Raw genomic sequence first — 19,623 nt, 5'->3', positions numbered from 1 at the left:
GCCGCCCCGGGAGCCCCGGGGCGGCCGTCGTCGTCCGGACACCTGCCGCACACCCGGGGAACCCCCGGGGGACATTCGCCGGAATCCCGCGGGAGCCCCGTGCGTTGCACGGGTACACGGTCCTCACAGCGGCCTGGAGACGATGACCGGGCGCAGGATCGCTACCATGGGGTCTCCGGAGCCTGACCGGGGGACCCGGATCGCGCACGAGGAGCCCTCTTGCCAGACGAGGCCCAGCCACTGACCGCCGCCAAGCCCGAGCCCGCCTCGGCGGCCGCGGCGAAGCCCGCGCCGAGCGCTTCCCAGGTGAAGAACGACTCCCGCGGGACGGTCGAGCACGCCCAGTCCGCGCCCGTCGAGAAGAGCGCCGAGTCCGCGCGCCCCAAGCCCGCGCCCGCCCCCGACGCCGCCCGGGCGGGCGGACAGCGGACGCCCGAGCGTCCGCCGCAGCCGCCGGTGGTGCGCCCGCCGGCCGTCCAGCCCGGCCGCACCGGCTCCTCCAACCGCGTCCGGGCCCGCCTCGCCCGCCTCGGTGTCCAGCGCGCCAACCCGTACAACCCGGTCCTGGAGCCGCTGCTGCGGATAGTGCGCAGCAACGACCCCAAGATCGAGAACTCCACCCTGCGCCAGATCGAGCGCGCCTACCAGGTCGCCGAGCGCTGGCACCGCGGCCAGAAGCGCAAGAGCGGCGACCCGTACATCACGCACCCCCTCGCGGTGACCACCATCCTCGCCGAGCTGGGCATGGACCCGGCCACCCTCATGGCGGGCCTGCTGCACGACACCGTCGAGGACACCGAGTACGGCCTCGACGACCTGCGCCGCGACTTCGGCGACGTCGTGGCCCTGCTCGTCGACGGCGTCACCAAGCTGGACAAGGTCAAGTTCGGTGAGGCCGCCCAGGCCGAGACCGTACGCAAGATGGTCGTGGCGATGGCCAAGGACCCGCGCGTGCTGGTCATCAAGCTCGCCGACCGCCTGCACAACATGCGCACCATGCGCTACCTCAAGCGCGAGAAGCAGGAGAAGAAGGCGCGCGAGACGCTGGAGATCTACGCTCCGCTCGCCCACCGCCTCGGCATGAACACCATCAAGTGGGAGCTGGAGGACCTCGCGTTCGCGATCCTCTACCCCAAGATGTACGACGAGATCGTACGGCTGGTGGCCGAGCGGGCGCCCAAGCGCGACGAGTACCTGGCCATAGTGACCGACGAGGTCCAGGCCGACCTGCGGGCCGCCCGGATCAAGGCGACCGTCACCGGCCGCCCCAAGCACTACTACAGCGTCTACCAGAAGATGATCGTGCGGGGCCGCGACTTCGCCGAGATCTACGACCTGGTGGGCATCCGCGTCCTCGTCGACACGGTCCGCGACTGCTACGCCGCGCTCGGCACGGTGCACGCGCGGTGGAACCCGGTCCCCGGCCGGTTCAAGGACTACATCGCGATGCCCAAGTTCAACATGTACCAGTCGTTGCACACGACGGTCATCGGACCCAACGGCAAGCCGGTCGAGCTCCAGATCCGCACCTTCGACATGCACCGCCGCGCCGAGTACGGCATCGCGGCGCACTGGAAGTACAAGCAGGAGGCCGTCGCCGGCGCCTCCAAGATCCGCACCGACGCGCCCCGGACGTCCGCGAAGGACAAGGACGCCATCAACGACATGGCGTGGCTGCGGCAGCTGCTGGACTGGCAGAAGGAGACCGAGGACCCCAGCGAGTTCCTGGAGTCCCTGCGCTTCGACCTGTCCCGCAACGAGGTCTTCGTCTTCACCCCCAAGGGCGACGTCATCGCACTGCCCGCCGGCGCGACCCCGGTGGACTTCGCCTACGCCGTCCACACCGAGGTCGGCCACCGCACCATAGGGGCGCGGGTCAACGGCCGCCTCGTACCGCTCGAGTCCACCCTGGACAACGGCGACCTGGTGGAGGTCTTCACCTCCAAGGCGCCCGGCGCCGGCCCGTCCCGCGACTGGCTCGGCTTCGTCAAGTCGCCCCGGGCGCGCAACAAGATCCGTGCCTGGTTCTCCAAGGAGCGCCGGGACGAGGCGATAGAGCACGGCAAGGACGCCATCGTGCGGGCCATGCGCAAGCAGAACCTGCCGATCCAGCGCATCCTCACCGGCGACTCCCTCGTCACGCTCGCCCACGAGATGCGGTACTCGGACATCTCCGCGCTGTACGCGGCGATCGGTGAGGGCCATGTCTCCGCGCAGCACATCGTGCAGAAACTCGTCCAGGCCCTCGGCGGCGAGGAGGCCGCCACCGAGGAGATCGACGAGGCGGTCCCGCCGACCCGCAGCCGCGGCCGCAAGCGGCGCTCCAGCGCCGACCCCGGCGTCGTCGTCAAGGGCGTCGACGACGTGTGGGTCAAGCTGGCCCGCTGCTGCACGCCCGTACCCGGCGACCCGATCATCGGCTTCGTCACGCGCGGCAGCGGTGTATCGGTTCACCGCAGCGACTGCGTCAACGTGGAGTCACTGTCCCGGGAGCCGGAGCGGATCCTCGACGTCGAGTGGGCGCCCACCCAGTCGTCGGTCTTCCTGGTCGCCATCCAGGTCGAGGCGCTGGACCGGTCCCGGCTGCTGTCGGACGTCACGCGCGTCCTCTCCGACCAGCACGTCAACATCCTCTCCGCGGCCGTCCAGACGTCCCGCGACCGGGTCGCCACCTCCCGGTTCACCTTCGAGATGGGCGACCCCAAGCACCTCGGCCACGTCCTGAAGGCCGTCCGGGGCGTGGAGGGCGTGTACGACGTCTACCGCGTGACCTCGGGACGCACCCGGTCGTAGACCCGCCGGCGGAGCCCGCCGCGAAGCGGGCCCGGCACGGAAAGGGCCCCGTACGCGCGTACGGGGCCCTTTCGCGGGTGCGGTGGGGTGTTCAGCCGCCGAACTCCTGAAGGCCCTTCAGAGCCTGGTCCAGGAGCGCCTGACGGCCCTCCAGCTCACGCTCCAGCTTGTCCGCCTTGGCGTTGTTGCCCTGGGCGCGCGCCTGCTCGATCTGCGCCCTGAGCTTGTCCACGGCGGCCTGGAGCTGACCGGTCAGGCCCTCGGCACGCGCGCGTGCCTCCGGGTTGGTCCGGCGCCACTCGGCCTCCTCGGCCTCCTGGATCGCCCGCTCGACGGCGTGCATGCGGCCCTCGACCTTCGGCCGGGCGTCCCGCGGGACGTGACCGATGGCCTCCCAGCGCTCGTTGATCGAGCGGAAGGCGGCTCGGGCGGCCTTCAGATCGCCGATGGGCAGGAGCTTCTCGGCCTCCTCGGCCAGCTCCTCCTTCAGCTTCAGGTTCTCCGACTGCTCCGCGTCCCGCTCGGCGAAGACCGAGCTGCGGGCCGCGAAGAACACGTCCTGGGCACCGCGGAAGCGGTTCCACAGGTCGTCCTCGTGCTCGCGCTGGGCGCGGCCCGCGGCCTTCCACTCCGCCATCAGCTCGCGGTACCGGGCGGCCGTCGGCCCCCAGTCCGTCGAACCCGACAGCGCCTCGGCCTCGGCGACCAGCCGCTCCTTGGTCCGGCGGGCTTCCTCGCGCTGCGCGTCCAGCTGCGCGAAGTGCGCCTTGCGCCGCTTGGAGAACGCCGACCGGGCGTGCGAGAAGCGGTGCCACAGCTCGTCGTCGGACTTGCGGTCCAGGCGCGGCAGCCCCTTCCAGGTGTCCACCAGCGCCCGCAGCCGCTCGCCCGCGGCCCGCCACTGGTCGGACCGCGCCAGCTCCTCGGCCTCCGCGACCAGGTCCTCCTTGGCCTTGCGGGCCTCGTCGGACTGCTTGGCCCGCTGCGCCTTGCGCTCCTCACGGCGCGCCTCGACGGTCGCCACGAGCTTGTCCAGCCGGGCCCGCAGCGCGTCCAGGTCACCGACCGCGTGGTGCGCGTCCACCTGCTCGCGCAGGTGACCGATGGCGGCCTGGGCGTCCTTCGCCGACAGGTCGGTGGTCTTCACTCGCTTCTCGAGGAGGCCGATCTCGACAACCAGGCCCTCGTACTTGCGCTCGAAGTAGGCCAGCGCCTCCTCGGGGGAGCCTGCCTGCCAGGAACCGACGACCTGCTCGCCGTCGGCCGTACGCACGTACACGGTCCCCGTCTCGTCGACGCGGCCCCACGGGTCGCTGCTCACAGCGCCTCCTCCACATGATGCCTGCGGGGGGCGTCAGCACCCCCGGGCATCGTCCACAGTTTCGTCACGGCCAACATAGGCGACCAGCGGGTTGCCTGTCCGCATCCAGCACGACCGAAATTCCACGGTCGGCCGTTCCCGGACCGCGGTCGTCGTCAGGACTTGGCGACGGTCGCCTTGTCGATCACCACGGTCGCGTTGGGAGCGGTGTTGCCCGTGGTCGGATCGGCCGGCTGCGCACCGGCGTCGGCGATCTTCTTCAGCACCTTCATGCCCGCCGCGTCGACCGTTCCGAACGGGGTGTACTGGGGCGGCAGCGGGCTGTCCTTGTAGACCAGGAAGAACTGGCTGCCGCCGGTGTGCTTCTGACCGGTGTTGGCCATCGCGACCGTCCCCGCCGGGTAGGTGTCGCCCTTCAGGACCTTGTCCTTCAGGTTCTCGTCCGGGAGCGTGTAGCCGGGACCGCCCATACCCGTGCCCTGCGGGTCGCCGCACTGGAGCACGAAGATGCCCTCGGCGGTGAGCCGGTGGCACTTGGTGTGGTCGAAGTAGCCCTTGCCCGCGAGGAACGCGAACGAGTTCACCGTGTGCGGGGCGGCCGAGGTCTTCAGGTCGACGCCGATCTCACCGCACGTCGTGGCGAGCTTCATCGTGTACTTCGCCGACGTGTCGATCGTCATCGCCGGCTCCTTCTTCCAGCTCAGCTTCTTCGCCGAACCGGCCGCCGGCTTCGCGCACGGGTCCGGGGCCTTGCTGGTCGGCGAGGCGCTCGGCGTGGTCTCCGCGCTCGCGTTGGCCTTCTTGTCGTCGTCCTTCAGCACGCCGGTCGTGTACAGGGCGACGCTGCCGATCACGACCACGCCGAGTACCGACGCGATCACGGAGTTGCGCAGGCGGGCCTTGCGCCGCGCCTGGGTGCGCCGCTGCTGCTGCCGCAAGAACTTCTCCCGGGCGAGCTGACGCCGCCGCTGCTCCTGGCTGACCACCGGTGTTCTCTCCTCATGCGTGTCGTGTGTCGGGCGGTACGCGTACGTCCTCGTGATCCGACCGCTGCGTGTAGCCCCGTACCGTATATGGGTTCGCTGAGGAAACGGCAGCGCCGGTAGGCTCTGACAGCAGCCGAAGCCGCCGTAGTCGACACAAACGAAGGACGATCGTGCTCATTGCCGGGTTCCCCGCCGGGGCCTGGGGGACGAACTGTTATCTCGTCGCCCCCGCCGCCGGTGAGGAGTGCGTGATCATCGACCCCGGCCACCAGGCCGCCGAAGGCGTCGAGGAAACGCTGAAGAAGCATCGGCTCAAGCCCGTGGCCGTCGTCCTCACCCACGGCCACATCGACCACGTCGCCTCGGTCGTCCCCGTCTGCGGGGCGCACGACGTGCCGGCCTGGATCCACCCCGAGGACCGCTACATGATGAGCGACCCGGGGAAGGCGCTCGGCCGCTCCATCGGCATGCCGCTGCTGGGCGAGCTGACCGTGGGGGAGCCGGACGACGTCAAGGAGCTGACCGACGGCGCCACGCTCGAACTGGCCGGGCTGAGGTTCTCCGTCGCGCACGCGCCGGGCCATACCAAGGGGTCGGTGACCTTCCAGATGCCCGAGGCCGCGGACATCCCGTCGGTGTTCTTCTCGGGCGATCTGCTCTTCGCCGGCTCCATCGGACGCACCGACCTGCCCGGCGGTGACATGGCCGAGATGCTCGACTCGCTGGCCCGCGTGTGCCTGCCGCTCGACGACTCGACCGTGGTGCTGTCCGGCCACGGCCCCCAGACGACCATCGGCCAGGAGCGCGCCACCAACCCGTATCTGCGGCAGGTGGCCGCCGGCCTCGGGAGCCAGGACGCTCCCCGACGAGGAATGTGACGAGACCTTCCGTGAGCACCTTCAAGGCCCCCAAGGGCACGTACGACCTGATCCCGCCGGACTCCGCCGCCTACCTGGCCGTCCGGGAGGCGATCGCCGCCCCGCTGCGCAACTCCGGCTACGGCTACATCGAGACGCCCGGCTTCGAGAACGTCGAGCTCTTCGCGCGCGGTGTCGGCGAGTCCACCGACATCGTGACCAAGGAGATGTACGCCTTCGAGACCAAGGGCGGCGACCGGCTCGCCCTGCGTCCCGAGGGCACCGCCTCCGTGCTGCGCGCGGCCCTGGAGGCCAACCTGCACAAGTCGGGCAACCTCCCGGTCAAGCTCTGGTACTCGGGCTCGTACTACCGCTACGAGCGCCCCCAGAAGGGCCGTTACCGCCACTTCTCCCAGGTCGGCGCCGAGGCGATCGGCGCCGAGGACCCGGCGCTGGACGCCGAGCTGATCATCCTGGCGGACCAGGCGTACCGCTCCCTGGGCCTGCGCGACTTCCGCATCCTGCTGAACAGCCTGGGCGACAAGGATTGCCGGCCGGTGTACCGGGCCGCGCTCCAGGACTTCCTGCGCGGCCTGGACCTCGACGAGGACACGCGCCGCCGGGTCGACATCAACCCGCTGCGCGTCCTGGACGACAAGCGGGAGTCGGTCCAGAAGCAGCTTGGGGACGCCCCGCTGCTGCGGGACTACCTCTGCGACGCGTGCAAGGCGTACCACGAGGAGGTCCGGGCGCTGATCACGGCGGCGGGCGTGGCCTTCGAGGACGACCCGAAGCTGGTGCGCGGCCTGGACTACTACACCCGCACCACGTTCGAGTTCGTGCACGACGGCCTGGGCTCCCAGTCCGCGGTGGGCGGCGGCGGCCGCTACGACGGTCTGTCCGAGATGATCGGCGGTCCCGCGCTGCCGTCCGTCGGCTGGGCCCTCGGGGTGGACCGCACGGTGCTGGCCCTGGAGGCCGAGGGCGTACGGCTGGACATCCCGGCCTCGACCAGCGTCTACGCGGTGCCGCTCGGCGAGGAGGCCCGCAGGGTGCTGTTCGGGAAGGTCGCCGAGCTGCGCAAGGTGGGCATCGCGGCCGACTTCGCCTACGGCGGCAAGGGGCTGAAGGGCGCCATGAAGAACGCCAACCGCAGCGGGGCCCGCTACGCGGTCGTGGCCGGCGAGCGCGACCTCGCCGAGGGCGTCGTCCAGCTCAAGGACATGGAGTCCGGCGAGCAGACGGCGATCGGCGTCAACGAGATCGTGGCGGAGCTGGAGTCCCGGCTGGGCTGAGGCGGCCGGGGCGGGGGAGCGGGCGTGTCCGGCCCTCCGCCCCATCCGCGGCCCGTGCCGGTCAGGCGTTGAAGTTGTGCGTGTGGTTGGGCTTGCTCACGACGATCTCGTGCATGAGGATCTGCCGTGAGCTGGTGTCGGCCGTGTTCGAGCACCATTCGAAGGCGCGGCTGGGGACCAGCTCCTGGTACTGGTCGCGCCACTCCGTCCCGTCGGACGCGTGGGCGTAGCCGTACCAGATCGGGTTCACCGCTCTGGCGTCGCCGCCGAAGACGACCGCGGACTGCCCCGGGTCGATGCGCCACCATCCTTTCTTCAGCCAGTTGCTGCCGTCGGAGCAGTTCGGCCGGTACCACTCGACCATCGCCCAGATGGTCTGGTGGTAGTTGTTCCTGAAGGTCATCGACATGGCGCTGCTCCTACTCCGATTCCGGTTTCCTGCGGGCGGCCGGGCTGCCGTCGGGCCGGGCCTGGGCGCCGGAGGCCCGGGCCGGGTGCACCTCGCTCACGCTCTCCCCGTGCTCGGACGCGGCGGTGTCTCCGCGTGCGGCCAGCACACGCTCCAGCACGGCCTCGTCGGCGTCCGTCGTCGGGTCCGCCTCGACGTCGTTCTCCTGGGACATGGTCTTCTCCCGTCACGAGTGGTACGGCGGCACTCTTCCCGGCCGGGAGCCGGGCCGTACCGGACGGAACGCGCTTCCGCCCCGTGCGGGTGAACCGGGTGGGGCGCCGGGAGCACGGCCGCGGACCGATGCCCCCTCCGCCGGACCGCCGGGCACCTCGGCCTCCGGCATCCGGCTCCGGCCGGAACCGAACGCTCCGGGTCTGTCCCGCGTACCTCATTTATGTCCAGCGAACGGTGGACGGGGCCGCCGGTGCGGCACAATGGCCCCTGCCCGAAGAAGGTCCAACTCTCAAGCAGACGGAATCGGCGTGATGAGCAAGACGACAGTCACAGACGTCTCAGCGGAGCCCGGTCCGGACCGGGGCGCCGGCACCCCGCGCCCGGCGGGCGGCAGCCGTGCCTTCGCCATGCTGCTGGTGATCACCGGCGCGGCCGGGCTGCTGGCCGCCTGGGTCATCACGATCGACAAGTTCAAGCTGCTCGAAGCCAAGGTCGAGGGCAAGACCTTCACCCCCGGGTGCAGCCTCAACCCGGTGGTCTCCTGCGGCAGCGTCATGGAGAGCAAGCAGGCCGCCGCCTTCGGCTTCCCCAACCCGATGCTCGGCCTGGTCGCCTACGGCATCGTCATCTGCGTCGGCATGAGCCTGCTGGCCCGCGCCCGCTTCCCGCGCTGGTACTGGCTGACCTTCAACGCCGGCACCCTCTTCGGCGTCGCGTTCTGCGGGTGGCTCCAGTTCCAGTCGCTGTACCGGATCAACGCGCTGTGCCTGTGGTGCTCGCTGGCCTGGGTCGCCACGATCACCATGTTCTGGTACGTGACCTCGTTCAACATCCGCAACGGCTTCCTGCCGTCCCCGCGCTGGCTGAAGTCCTTCTTCGGCGAGTTCACCTGGGTGCTGCCGGTCCTGCACGTCGGCATCATCGGCATGCTGGTCCTCACCCGCTGGTGGGACTTCTGGACCAGCTGACGGTCCTTGGGGGATTGTCGGTGCGGTGTTCTAGGGTTTCAGCGTGGAACCCGACCTCTTCACCGCCGCAGCAGAAGAACGCCAGGAGAAGGACCCGGCGGCCAGTCCCCTGGCGGTGCGCATGCGCCCGCGCACGCTGGACGAGGTCGTGGGCCAGCAGCACCTGCTGAGGCCCGGCTCCCCGCTGCGCCGGCTGGTCGGCGAGGGCGACGGCGGCCCCGCCGGGCCGTCCTCGGTGATCCTGTGGGGCCCGCCCGGCACCGGCAAGACCACCCTGGCGTACGTGGTCTCCAAGGCGACCGACAAGCGGTTCGTGGAGCTCTCCGCGATCACCGCGGGCGTCAAGGAGGTCCGCGCGGTCATCGACGGCGCCCGCCGCGCCAGCGGCGGCTTCGGCAAGGAGACCGTCCTCTTCCTGGACGAGATCCACCGCTTCAGCAAGGCCCAGCAGGACTCCCTGCTCCCGGCCGTGGAGAACCGCTGGGTGACCCTGATCGCGGCCACCACGGAGAACCCGTACTTCTCGGTGATCTCCCCGCTGCTCTCCCGCTCCCTCCTGCTCACCCTGGAACCGCTCACCGACGACGACGTCCGCGGGCTGCTCCGGCGCGCCCTCGCCGACGAGCGCGGGCTGCGGGGCGCCGTCGGCCTCCCCGAGGACACCGAGGAGCACCTGCTGCGGATCGCCGGCGGAGACGCCCGCCGTGCGCTGACCGCCCTGGAGGCCGCCGCCGGGGCCGCCCTGGACCAGGGCGAGAGCGAGATCGGCCTCCGGACGCTGGAGCAGACGGTCGACCGGGCCGCGGTGAAGTACGACCGCGACGGCGACCAGCACTACGACGTCGCCAGCGCCCTCATCAAGTCCATCCGCGGCTCCGACGTGGACGCGGCGCTGCACTACCTGGCCCGCATGATCGAGGCCGGCGAGGATCCCCGGTTCATCGCCCGCCGCCTGATGATCTCCGCGAGCGAGGACATCGGCCTGGCCGACCCCAACGCCCTGCCCATCGCGGTCGCCGCCGCCCAGGCCGTCGCCATGATCGGCTTCCCGGAGGCCGCCCTCACCCTCAGCCACGCCACGATCGCCCTGGCCCTCGCCCCGAAGTCCAACTCGGCGACCACCGCGATCGGGGCAGCCCTGGAGGACGTACGCAAGGGAAAGGCGGGTCCGGTGCCGCCGCACCTGCGCGACGGGCACTACCAGGGCGCGGCCAAGCTCGGCCACGCCCAGGGGTACGTGTACCCGCACGACCTGCCCGAGGGCATCGCCCGGCAGCAGTACGCCCCGGACGCCCTCAAGGACCGCGAGTACTACGCGCCGAGCCGGCACGGCGCGGAGGCCAGGTACGCCGACGCCGTCGAGTGGACCCGCGCGCACCTCGGTCGCAAGCGGCCCTGAGCGCCCTGTAGACTGCTGCGAAGTGCTGTGTCCCGTGCTGTCAGAGCGGGACGGTCAGCCGGAGATCCGGTCCCGAGCGGACCGGCTCCAGGAGCGTCGCGCACCGTCGAACGGTGTCGCGGGCAGCCCACCACCACCCGAACTCCGGGATCGGTCGGTGGGCCACTCGCGTGCTGCACGTATGTGCCCAGACCAGGGAAGCGGCTGCCCGGCAGGTCCCCCGTGGACCCGACGGGTTTTCCCGGCTGCGGATGCGACCTCCGTAACCCTGACGAGCCGGAATCTAGGAAAGAGACAGAACAAGTGGCGAACCAGTCCCGCCCCAAGGTCAAGAAGTCGCGTGCCCTCGGCATCGCGCTGACCCCGAAGGCCGTCAAGTACTTCGAGGCCCGCCCCTACCCGCCGGGTGAGCACGGCCGCGGCCGCAAGCAGAACTCGGACTACAAGGTCCGTCTGCTGGAGAAGCAGCGCCTGCGCGCTCAGTACGACATCTCCGAGCGCCAGCTGGTCCGCGCCTACGAGCGTGCGTCCAAGGTCCAGGGCAAGACCGGTGAGGCCCTGATCGTCGAGCTGGAGCGCCGCCTCGACGCGCTGGTCCTGCGTTCGGGCATCGCCCGCACGATCTACCAGGCCCGCCAGATGGTCGTCCACGGCCACATCCAGGTCAACGGCCAGAAGGTCGACAAGCCGTCCTTCCGCGTCCGCCCGGACGACGTCGTGCAGGTCCGCGACCGCTCCAAGGACAAGACGCTCTTCCAGATCGCCCGTGAGGGTGGCTTCGCCCCCGAGGGTGAGACCCCGCGCTACCTGCAGGTGAACCTCAAGGCCCTGGCGTTCCGCCTGGACCGCGAGCCGAACCGCAAGGAAGTTCCGGTCATCTGCGACGAGCAGCTCGTCGTCGAGTACTACGCCCGCTGACCCCAGCCCCGGCGCAGCACCTCAGCCCGCCGTCTCCCCGCCCTTCCGGGTGGGCGAGGCGGCGGGTTCGCGTTTCCCGCCCCCACCGCGCTTCCCGGCCCCACCGCGCTTCCCGTGCCGACCGGGCTCCCCGGCGCGCCCCTGTTTCCCGGCGTCCTGCTGCTCCCCGGCGTGCCCCCGCTCCCCGGCGTGCCCCCGCTCCCCGGCGTCCTGCTGCTCCCCGGCGTGCTCCTGCTCCCTGGCGTGCTCCTGCTCCCTGGCGTGCTCCTGGTCCCCGGCGTCCTGCTGCCTCCCGGGGTCGCCGGCCCGCCGGCCCGTCTGCCCGCGCGGCGCGGGAAGCGCCCCCGCCGGCCGTACCCCCCGGCCCCGCAGCGCCCGCGCCACGGCCGCCTCCCGGTCCAGCGCGGCACCCTCCCGCAGGCACTGCGCGTACCGGGCGTCGCCGAGCGCCCGCCGTGCGGTCGCCTCGCACTGCTCGTGCGGGGCGTTGTAGTACGCCGAACCGAACAGCGGCAGGCCGACCGAGGGCCACAGCCCGCTCGCGGCGCCCTGCAGCACCGCCGCCTCCGCCGCATCCCCCTGACCCGCCGTCACCAGGGCCAGCAGTTCGATCGCCAGCACCGAGCCCAGCAGGTCGCGGAAGGCGTGCGCGTTGCGCAGGCAGTCCGCCAGCAGCTCCCGCGCGCCCGCCGGATCGCCGTCCAGCCAGGCCGCGTACGCCAGCACGTACAGCGCGTAGGACCGGGCCCACCGCTCCCCGTGGTCCTCGCACACCCGGCGCACGTCCTCGCACAGCCGCACCGCGTCCGGCAGATCCCCCTGGAACGCCCGGGCCATCGCCAGCTCCACCTGGCCCATCAGGACGTTGCTGTTCAGCTCGCCGGTCTCCCGGTAGCGGCGCAGCGCCGACCGCAGCAGCGTCTCCGCGCGGGCCATGTCATCCGTGACCAGGGCCAGGCAGCCGGTGCGGTGCTCGGCGTACGCCACCGCCGTCGGGTCGGCGGACCGTTCCGCCTGCTCCCGGCACGCCCGCAGCACCCGCAGCGCCGGCACGGTGTCGCCCTGGAGGATCATCACGTAGCCGAGCACCCACAGCGCCTTCAGCCGGGAGCGCTCGTACCCCGACGCGAGCTCCACGCTGCGCTCCAGCCAGCGCCGCCCCTCCGCGAGCCGGCCGCAGCCCACCCAGCAGAACCACAGCGAACCGGCCAGGTACTGGCCGAGGTGGGCCTCGTCCGGCTCGGTCAGGCAGAACTCCAGCGCGGTCCGCAGGTTCGGCAGCTCGGCCTCGACCCGCGCGGCCACCTCCCGCTGCCGGGGCGAGAACCACTCCAGTTCGCACCAGGTCGCCAGGCCCAGGTACCAGTCGCGGTGCCGTCTGCGCAGCCGGCCGGCGTCCCCGGTCGCCGCCAGCCACTCGGCGCCGTAGGCGCGCACGGTGTCCAGCATCCGGTACCGGGGGCCCGCCGGGGCCTCCTCACGGGCGATGACCGACTGCGCGAGCAGTTCCGACAGCACGTCCAGGACCTCGTGCGCGGGGAGCCCCTCGCCGCTGCACAGGTACTCGGCCGCCTCCAGGTCGAAGGTTCCGGTGAACACCGACAGCCGTGCCCACAGCAGCCGTTCGGCGGGCGTGCACAGTTCGTGGCTCCAGCCGATCGCCGTGCGCAGCGTCTGGTGCCGGGGGAGGGCGTCCCGGCCACCGCCCGTCAGCAGCCGGAACCGGTCGTCGAGACGCCGCAGCAGCTGGGCGGGGGACAGCGCCCGCAGCCGCCCGGCGGCCAGCTCCAGCGCCAGCGGGATCCCCTCCAGCCGGCGGCACACCGCACGCACCTCGGCGCCGTCGGCCACCGGCGTCCCCTGCGCCCGGGCCCGGTCCGCGAACAGCTCCACCGCCTCGTCCTCGCCGAGCGGCGCCAGCGGGAACAGCCACTCGCCGGACAGCCCCAGCGGCCGCCGGCCCGCGGCCAGCACCCGCAGCCCCGGCAGCTTCCGCAGCAGCTCCGCCACCAGCGCGGCACAGGTGTCCACCAGGTGCTCGAAGCCGTCCAGCACCAGCAGGGCACGGCGGCCGGCCAGGTGCTCCAGCAGCATCTCCCGGGGCGTTCGGGCCGTGTGGTCGGTCAGTCCCAGCGCCTCCACGACGGCGTACTCCACGAACTGCGGATCGCGCACGGACGCCAGCTCCACCACGCCGCAGACCGCCGCGGGAGCCCCGCCCGCCGGGGCGCCGGACGCCCACCGTGCCGCCGCCCGCCCGGCCAGCCGGGACTTGCCGACCCCGCCCACGCCGGTCACGGTCACCAGGCGGGACCGGCCGAGCGCCGCCGTGAGCGCGGCCAGCTCGGCCGCACGCCCGACGAACGCGGTGAGTTCGAGGGGCGGATCGCCCTCCGTCCAGTGACCGGGGCTGTGAGGACCTCGCATGGGACACGGAGCGTACTGAAGTGTGTGCATTGCGTACAATCGCTTCCCGCAACTCGCGCCCGCCCGACACTAATCCGGTGCGGGACCTCCGCCCCGGCGCGATAGGCTCGGGGCACTGCTTTTTTGCATGGTTCCGATGTTCAGAGCACGTTTCAGGGAGCGGGTGCGCACAGTGTCCGGTGGAGAGGTGGCCGGGATCCTGGTGGCCGTCTTCTGGGCGATCCTGGTCTCCTTCCTCGCCGTCGCACTGGCGAGGCTGGCCCAGACGCTCAAGGCGACCACCAAACTCGTCGCGGACGTGACCGACCAGGCGGTTCCCCTGCTCGCCGACGCCTCCCAGGCCGTGCGGTCCGCGCAGACCCAGATCGACCGGGTCGACGCGATCGCCTCCGACGTCCAGGAGGTCACGTCGAACGCCTCCGCGCTGTCGACCACCGTCGCCTCCACCTTCGGCGGCCCGCTGGTCAAGGTCGCGGCCTTCGGCTACGGCGTCCGCCGGGCGCTGGGCGGCCGCAAGGAGGACATGCCCGCGAAGTCGCCACGGCGTACCGTGATCGTGGGCCGGACCGTCCCCGCCGCACGACGCAAGCGGAAGTAAGGACTGAGACCGAGCGATGTTCCGCCGTACGTTCTGGTTCACCAGCGGTGTCGCCGCCGGAGTGTGGGCCACCACCAAGGTCAACCGCAAGCTGAGGCAGCTGACCCCGGAGAGCCTGGCCGCCACCGCGGCGAACAAGGCCCTGGAGACCGGTCAGCGGCTGAAGGACCGCGCGGTCGGCTTCGCGCTCGACGTCCGCGACAACATGGCCCGGCGGGAGGCGGAGCTGGAGGAGGCACTCGGCATCCAGGACAGCCCCGAACTGCCCGCGCCCCGGCGGCTCGCCGCCATCGAGAACGACCGCAGCAAGCCGAAGTACGTCGAACCCACGACGTACTCGTACAACCGGAATGAGGACCACTGATGGAGTCGGCAGAGATTCGCCGCCGCTGGCTGAGCTTCTTCGAGGAGCGCGGGCACACCGTCGTCCCTTCGGCGTCGCTCATCGCGGACGACCCGACTCTGCTCCTCGTCCCCGCCGGCATGGTGCCCTTCAAGCCCTACTTCCTGGGTGAGGTCAAGCCGCCGTTCCCGCGCGCCACCAGCGTGCAGAAGTGCGTGCGCACGCCCGACATCGAAGAGGTCGGCAAGACCACGCGCCACGGCACGTTCTTCCAGATGTGCGGCAACTTCTCCTTCGGTGACTACTTCAAGGAAGGCGCCATCAAGCTCGCCTGGGAGCTGCTCACCAGCGCCCAGGACAAGGGCGGTTACGGCCTCGACCCCGAGCGCCTGTGGATCACCGTCTACCAGGACGACGACGAGGCCGAGCAGATCTGGCACGAGGTCGTCGGCGTGCCCAAGGAGCGCATCCAGCGCCTGGGCATGAAGGACAACTTCTGGTCCATGGGCGTCCCCGGCCCGTGCGGCCCCTGCTCCGAGATCAACTACGACCGTGGCCCCGAGTTCGGCGTCGAGGGCGGCCCCGCCGTCAACGACGAGCGGTACGTGGAGATCTGGAACCTCGTCTTCATGCAGTACGAGCGCGGCGAGGGCATCGGCAAGGACAACTTCGAGATCCTCGGGGACCTGCCGAGCAAGAACATCGACACCGGCCTCGGCCTGGAGCGGCTCGCCATGATTCTGCAGGGCGTGCAGAACATGTACGAGATCGACACCTCGATGGCCGTCATCGACAAGGCCACCGAGCTGACCGGCGTCCGCTACGGCGACGCCCACGCCTCGGACGTGTCCCTGCGTGTCGTCACCGACCACATGCGCACCGCCACCATGCTCATCGGCGACGGCGTCACCCCGGGCAACGAGGGCCGCGGCTACGTGCTGCGCCGCATCATGCGCCGCGCCATCCGCAACATGCGCCTGCTCGGCGCCACCGGCCCGGTCGTCAAGGACCTGGTCGAGACCGTGATCGGCATGATGGGCCGGCAGTACCCGGAGCTGGTCACCGACCGCGAGCGCATCGAGAAGGTCGTCCTCGCCGAGGAGAACGCCTTCCTCAAGACCCTGAAGGCCGGCACCAACATCCTCGACACCGCCGTCACCGAGACCAAGCAGGCCGGCTCGACCGTCCTGCCCGGCGACAAGGCATTCCTGCTCCACGACACCTGGGGCTTCCCGATCGACCTCACCCTGGAGATGGCCGCCGAGCAGGGCCTGTCCGTGGACGAGGACGGTTTCCGCCGCCTGATGAAGGAGCAGCGGGAGCGCGCCAAGGCCGACGCCCAGGCCAAGAAGACCGGCCACGCCGACATGGGCGCCTACCGCGAGATCGCCGACACCGCCGGCGAGACCGACTTCATCGGCTACACGGACACCGAGGGCGAGTCCACGATCGTCGGCATCCTGGTCGACGGCGTCTCCTCCCCGGCCGCCACCGAGGGCGACGAGGTCGAGGTCGTCCTCGACCGCACCCCGTTCTACGCCGAGGGCGGCGGCCAGATCGGCGACACCGGCCGCATCAAGGTCGACTCCGGCGCCGTCATCGAGATCCGCGACTGCCAGAAGCCGGTCCCGGGCGTGTACGTCCACAAGGGCGTCGTCCAGGTCGGCGAGGTGACCGTCGGGGCCAAGGCCCACGCCTCCATCGACGCCCGCCGCCGTACGGCCATCGCCCGCGCCCACTCGGCCACCCACCTCACCCACCAGGCCCTGCGCGACGCCCTCGGCCCGACGGCCGCCCAGGCCGGCTCGGAGAACCAGCCGGGCCGCTTCCGCTTCGACTTCGGCTCTCCGTCCGCCGTTCCGACGGCCGTGATGACCGACGTCGAACAGAAGATCAACGAGGTGCTCGCCCGCGACCTCGACGTGCGCGCCGACGTCATGGGCATCGACGAGGCCAAGAAGCAGGGCGCCATCGCCGAGTTCGGCGAGAAGTACGGCGAGCGGGTCCGGGTCGTGACCATCGGCGACTTCTCCAAGGAGCTGTGTGGTGGCACCCACGTGCACAACACCGCCCAGCTGGGGCTGGTGAAGCTGCTCGGCGAGTCCTCCATCGGCTCCGGTGTGCGCCGTATCGAGGCCCTCGTCGGGGTGGACGCCTACAACTTCCTCGCCCGCGAGCACACGGTCGTCAACCAGCTGACCGAACTGCTCAAGGGCCGTCCGGAGGAGCTGCCGGAGAAGGTCTCCGCGATGCTCGGCAAGCTCAAGGACGCCGAGAAGGAGATCGAGAAGTTCCGCGCCGAGAAGGTGCTTCAGGCCGCCGCCGGTCTCGCCGAGTCCGCCAAGGACGTCCGCGGCGTGGCCGTCGTCACCGGCCGGGTCCCGGACGGCACCACCCCCGACGACCTGCGCAAGCTGGTCCTCGACGTACGCGGCCGCATCCAGGGCGGCCGGGCCGCCGTGGTCGCCCTGTTCACGGTGAACAACGGCAAGCCGCTGACGGTCATCGCCACCAACGACGCCGCCCGCGAGCGCGGCCTCAAGGCCGGTGACCTGGTCCGTACGGCCGCCAAGACCCTCGGCGGCGGCGGTGGCGGCAAGCCGGACGTCGCCCAGGGCGGCGGGCAGAACCCGGCCGCCGTCGGCGAGGCCGTCGAGGCCGTCGAGCGGCTCGTCGCCGAGACGGCCAAGTAGGGCGGCCGGACCATGCGCCAAGGACGCCGGCTCGCGATCGACGTCGGGGACGCCCGCATCGGGGTCGCCTCGTGCGACCCCGGCGGGATCCTCGCCACCCCGGTGGAGACCGTCCCCGGCCGGGACCTCCCCGCCGCCCACCGCCGGTTGCGTCAACTGGTGGAGGAGTATGAACCGATCGAGGTCGTCGTCGGCCTCCCTCGCTCCCTCAAGGGGGGCGAGGGCCCGGCCGCGGTCAAGGTCCGCGCGTTCGCCCAGGAGCTGGCCACGGGCATCAAGCCGGTGCCGGTCCGCCTGGTGGACGAGCGTATGACGACCGTCACGGCCAGTCAGGGGCTGCGCGCCTCGGGCGTGCGGTCGAAGAAGGGCCGCGCCGTCATCGACCAGGCGGCCGCCGTCGTCATCCTCCAGCAGGCCCTGGAATCCGAACGGGTGTCAGGCGAAGCACCCGGCGAGGGCGTCGAAGTGGTCATCTGATCGCGATACGGTAACGTTCCGCGCGATGCGCCGGTGTTCGAACAGCCGGGGCACAGCAAGAGGCGGAACGGAAGCCGGCCCACCGGCCGCGCGACCGTCGGCCTCGCGGCTCTAGGGGATCGATGACTGAGTATGGCCGGGGCCCAGGCTCCGAACCGTGGCATCCGGAGGACCCGTTGTACGGGGACGGCGGATGGGCAGGACAGCAGACCCAGGCGGGTCGGCAGTCCCCTTACGGCGGCCAGCCGCAGCACTATCCGCAGACGCCGCAGTACGACGAGTGGAGCCACGAGCAGCACTCCGGGCACATCGGGGGGCAGCAGCACCACGACGGGTCCGGGCAGCAGCACCACCAGCCCGGGCAGCAGCAGTACGACCAGCAGTTCGCCGGCCACACCCAGCAGCAGTTCCACCAGGGCGGCTGGGACGCCACCGGCACCCACGGCCACGTGCCGTACGCCGCCGACCCCGGGGACCCGTACGGCCAGCAGCCCGTGGCCTACGGCGGCGAGCAGCCCGACCTCTACGGCACCGAGGACGCCTACCCGCCGCCGGAGCCGCCCGGCCGCCGGCGCCCCGGGCCGGAGCCCGGGCCGGAGACGGCGGACGGGGAGGAGCACGCCGTCCTCGCGGGAGGCGGCGGCGAGGACGACGAGGAGCACGAGCTCCAGACCCGCCGGGAGCGGCGGGGCAAGGGCCGCAAGCCCGCCAAGGACAAGAAACGACGCACCGGCTGCGCCTGCATGGTGGTCGTCCTCGTCTTCGGCGGCGGCCTGGGCGGAGTGGGCTACTTCGGCTACACGTTCTACCAAAATCGTTTCGGCGCCGCCCCGGACTACGCGGGCGACGGCAACGGCGAGCAGGTCACGGTCGAGATCCCCAAGGGCGCGGGGGGCTGGGAGATCGGCCAGAAGCTGAAGGACGCGGGCGTCGTCGAGAGCGCCGCCGCGTTCGTCTCCGCGCTGCAGGCGAACCCCGACAACGCATCGCTGCAGGACGGCGTCTACACGCTGGAGAAGCAGATGTCCGCCGCGAGCGCGGTGGAACTGATGCTGAGTCCGAAGAGCCGGAGCAACCTGATCATCGCCGAGGGCCTGCGCAACACGGCGGTGTACGCCCTGATCGACAAGCGCCTCGAAGTCTCGGCGGGCACCACCGCGCGTGTCGCGAAGAAGGAGTACAAGCACCTGGGGCTGCCCGCCTGGGCGATGGGCCGCACGAACCTGAAGGACCCGCTGGAAGGGTTCCTCTACCCCTCGAGCTACGCGGTCACCAAGGGGCAGAAGCCCGTGGACGTGCTCCGGAAGATGGTGAGCCAGGCCACCGCCGAGTACAAGGCGCTGGGCCTGGAGAACAAGGCGAAGGCGCTCGGTCTCGACGGCCCCTGGCAACTGCTCACGGTGGCGAGCCTGGTGCAGGCGGAGGGCACCAGCCATGACGACTTCCGCAAGATGGCGGAGGTCGTGTACAACCGTCTCAAGGTCGACAACCCGCAGACCTACGGGCGACTGGAGTTCGACTCCACCTACAACTACGTGAAGAACCAGAGCAAGCTCGACCTGAGCATCGCCGAGCTGCGCAGGTACGGCAATCCCTACAACACCTACTACTCCAAGGGACTGCCGCCGGGGCCCATCGACAACCCCGGCGAGGAAGCGCTCAGGGGCGCGCTCGACCCGACGCACGACGGCTGGTACTACTTCATCTCCATGGACGGCAAGACCAGCAAGTTCACGAAGACGCTCGCCGATCACGAGAAGCTCGTCGAGGAGTGGAACGCGTCCCGGAACAAGGACTGACCCCGGGCGCCCCGCCGTCGTGGGCGGGGGGGGCCGGCGGGGCCCGGGGGGCGGGGCGGGGGGGCGGGGGGGGGGCGGGGGCCGAAGCCCCCCCCCCCCCGGCCCCCGCCCCCGGGGGGCCCCG

16 protein-coding genes are annotated in these 19,623 nt (G+C 71.3%); 11 read left to right on the top strand and 5 right to left on the bottom strand.

Annotation, left to right across the window (positions count from 1 at the left end; all coding sequences use genetic code 11):
- Positions 1-219: 219 nt before the first annotated feature.
- Entirely contained in the window at positions 220-2,793 is a 2,574-nt protein-coding gene (locus ABZ576_RS24845) for a bifunctional (p)ppGpp synthetase/guanosine-3',5'-bis(diphosphate) 3'-pyrophosphohydrolase (RefSeq protein ID WP_360744835.1), read from the top strand.
- A 91-nt stretch (positions 2,794-2,884) separates the two neighbouring features.
- Here the strand turns inward: ABZ576_RS24845 and ABZ576_RS24840 are convergent, their stop codons facing one another.
- The gene (locus tag ABZ576_RS24840) at positions 2,885-4,114 is read right to left on the bottom strand and encodes a DUF349 domain-containing protein (RefSeq protein WP_360744831.1); all 1,230 of its coding nucleotides are present in this window, start codon (positions 4,112-4,114) and stop codon (positions 2,885-2,887) included.
- Between the two features lie 155 nt (positions 4,115-4,269).
- Positions 4,270-5,100 carry a peptidylprolyl isomerase gene (locus ABZ576_RS24835; RefSeq protein ID WP_360744828.1) on the bottom strand — a complete coding sequence of 277 codons (831 nt, stop codon included), beginning with the start codon at positions 5,098-5,100 and terminating at the stop codon, positions 4,270-4,272.
- Between the two features lie 170 nt (positions 5,101-5,270).
- Between ABZ576_RS24835 and ABZ576_RS24830 the strand changes: the two genes are divergently transcribed.
- Together ABZ576_RS24830 and hisS are read left to right on the top strand one after the other, a co-directional pair.
- Positions 5,271-5,978 (top strand): MBL fold metallo-hydrolase, encoded by a 708-nt coding sequence (locus ABZ576_RS24830; RefSeq protein WP_360744825.1) that lies wholly within the window; start codon positions 5,271-5,273, stop codon positions 5,976-5,978.
- A gap of 11 nt (positions 5,979-5,989) precedes the next feature.
- The gene (gene hisS, locus ABZ576_RS24825; RefSeq protein ID WP_360744822.1) at positions 5,990-7,252 is read left to right on the top strand and encodes a histidine--tRNA ligase; all 1,263 of its coding nucleotides are present in this window, start codon (positions 5,990-5,992) and stop codon (positions 7,250-7,252) included.
- 61 nt (positions 7,253-7,313) lie between these two features.
- Here the strand turns inward: hisS and ABZ576_RS24820 are convergent, their stop codons facing one another.
- Both ABZ576_RS24820 and ABZ576_RS24815 read right to left on the bottom strand, forming a co-directional pair.
- On the bottom strand, positions 7,314-7,661 hold the full coding sequence (locus ABZ576_RS24820) for a DUF1036 domain-containing protein (RefSeq protein ID WP_360744819.1): 348 nt from the start codon (positions 7,659-7,661) through the stop codon (positions 7,314-7,316).
- A gap of 10 nt (positions 7,662-7,671) precedes the next feature.
- Positions 7,672-7,875, bottom strand: a complete 204-nt coding sequence (locus ABZ576_RS24815; protein WP_360744816.1) for a hypothetical protein — start codon at positions 7,873-7,875, stop codon at positions 7,672-7,674.
- A gap of 313 nt (positions 7,876-8,188) precedes the next feature.
- On the opposite strand from ABZ576_RS24815, the gene ABZ576_RS24810 reads away from it, so the two are divergent.
- The 3 genes from ABZ576_RS24810 to rpsD all read left to right on the top strand — a co-directional run bounded on the left by ABZ576_RS24810 (position 8,189) and on the right by rpsD (position 11,162).
- Complete coding sequence (locus ABZ576_RS24810) at positions 8,189-8,845, top strand: vitamin K epoxide reductase family protein (RefSeq protein WP_360744813.1); 657 nt, start codon at positions 8,189-8,191, stop codon at positions 8,843-8,845.
- 43 nt (positions 8,846-8,888) lie between these two features.
- Entirely contained in the window at positions 8,889-10,244 is a 1,356-nt protein-coding gene (locus ABZ576_RS24805; protein ID WP_360744810.1) for a replication-associated recombination protein A, read from the top strand.
- Between the two features lie 303 nt (positions 10,245-10,547).
- On the top strand, positions 10,548-11,162 hold the full coding sequence (gene rpsD / locus ABZ576_RS24800; RefSeq protein ID WP_228618885.1) for a 30S ribosomal protein S4: 615 nt from the start codon (positions 10,548-10,550) through the stop codon (positions 11,160-11,162).
- Positions 11,163-11,183: 21 nt separating this feature from the next.
- Here rpsD and ABZ576_RS24795 read toward each other — a convergent pair whose 3' ends face one another.
- A complete protein-coding gene (locus tag ABZ576_RS24795; protein WP_360744807.1) occupies positions 11,184-13,589 on the bottom strand; it encodes an NACHT domain-containing protein in 2,406 nt (801 codons plus the stop codon).
- A gap of 163 nt (positions 13,590-13,752) precedes the next feature.
- On the opposite strand from ABZ576_RS24795, the gene ABZ576_RS24790 reads away from it, so the two are divergent.
- The 5 genes from ABZ576_RS24790 (at position 13,753) to mltG (ending at position 19,499) form a co-directional block, all read left to right on the top strand.
- Positions 13,753-14,187: a DUF948 domain-containing protein gene (locus ABZ576_RS24790; RefSeq protein WP_360745212.1), complete on the top strand. Its 435-nt coding sequence runs from the start codon at positions 13,753-13,755 to the stop codon at positions 14,185-14,187.
- Between the two features lie 16 nt (positions 14,188-14,203).
- Positions 14,204-14,551, top strand: a complete 348-nt coding sequence (locus ABZ576_RS24785; protein ID WP_360744804.1) for a hypothetical protein — start codon at positions 14,204-14,206, stop codon at positions 14,549-14,551.
- On the top strand, positions 14,551-17,223 hold the full coding sequence (alaS, locus tag ABZ576_RS24780) for an alanine--tRNA ligase (RefSeq protein ID WP_360744801.1): 2,673 nt from the start codon (positions 14,551-14,553) through the stop codon (positions 17,221-17,223). Before ABZ576_RS24785 ends, alaS begins: the two co-directional genes overlap by 1 nt.
- A 12-nt stretch (positions 17,224-17,235) precedes the next feature.
- Positions 17,236-17,700, top strand: coding sequence for a Holliday junction resolvase RuvX (ruvX, locus tag ABZ576_RS24775; RefSeq protein WP_360744798.1), 465 nt, complete (start codon positions 17,236-17,238; stop codon positions 17,698-17,700).
- A 122-nt stretch (positions 17,701-17,822) separates the two neighbouring features.
- A complete protein-coding gene (gene mltG, locus ABZ576_RS24770) occupies positions 17,823-19,499 on the top strand; it encodes an endolytic transglycosylase MltG (RefSeq protein ID WP_360744795.1) in 1,677 nt (558 codons plus the stop codon).
- The last annotated feature ends 124 nt before the right edge of the window (positions 19,500-19,623 follow it).

Origin of the sequence: Streptomyces sp. NPDC013455 (assembly GCF_040632975.1) — a bacterium.
GTDB lineage: Bacteria > Actinomycetota > Actinomycetes > Streptomycetales > Streptomycetaceae > Streptomyces.
The sequence above is the reverse complement of the archived record's forward strand: the minus strand, read 5'-3'. Positions and strand labels throughout refer to the sequence as shown.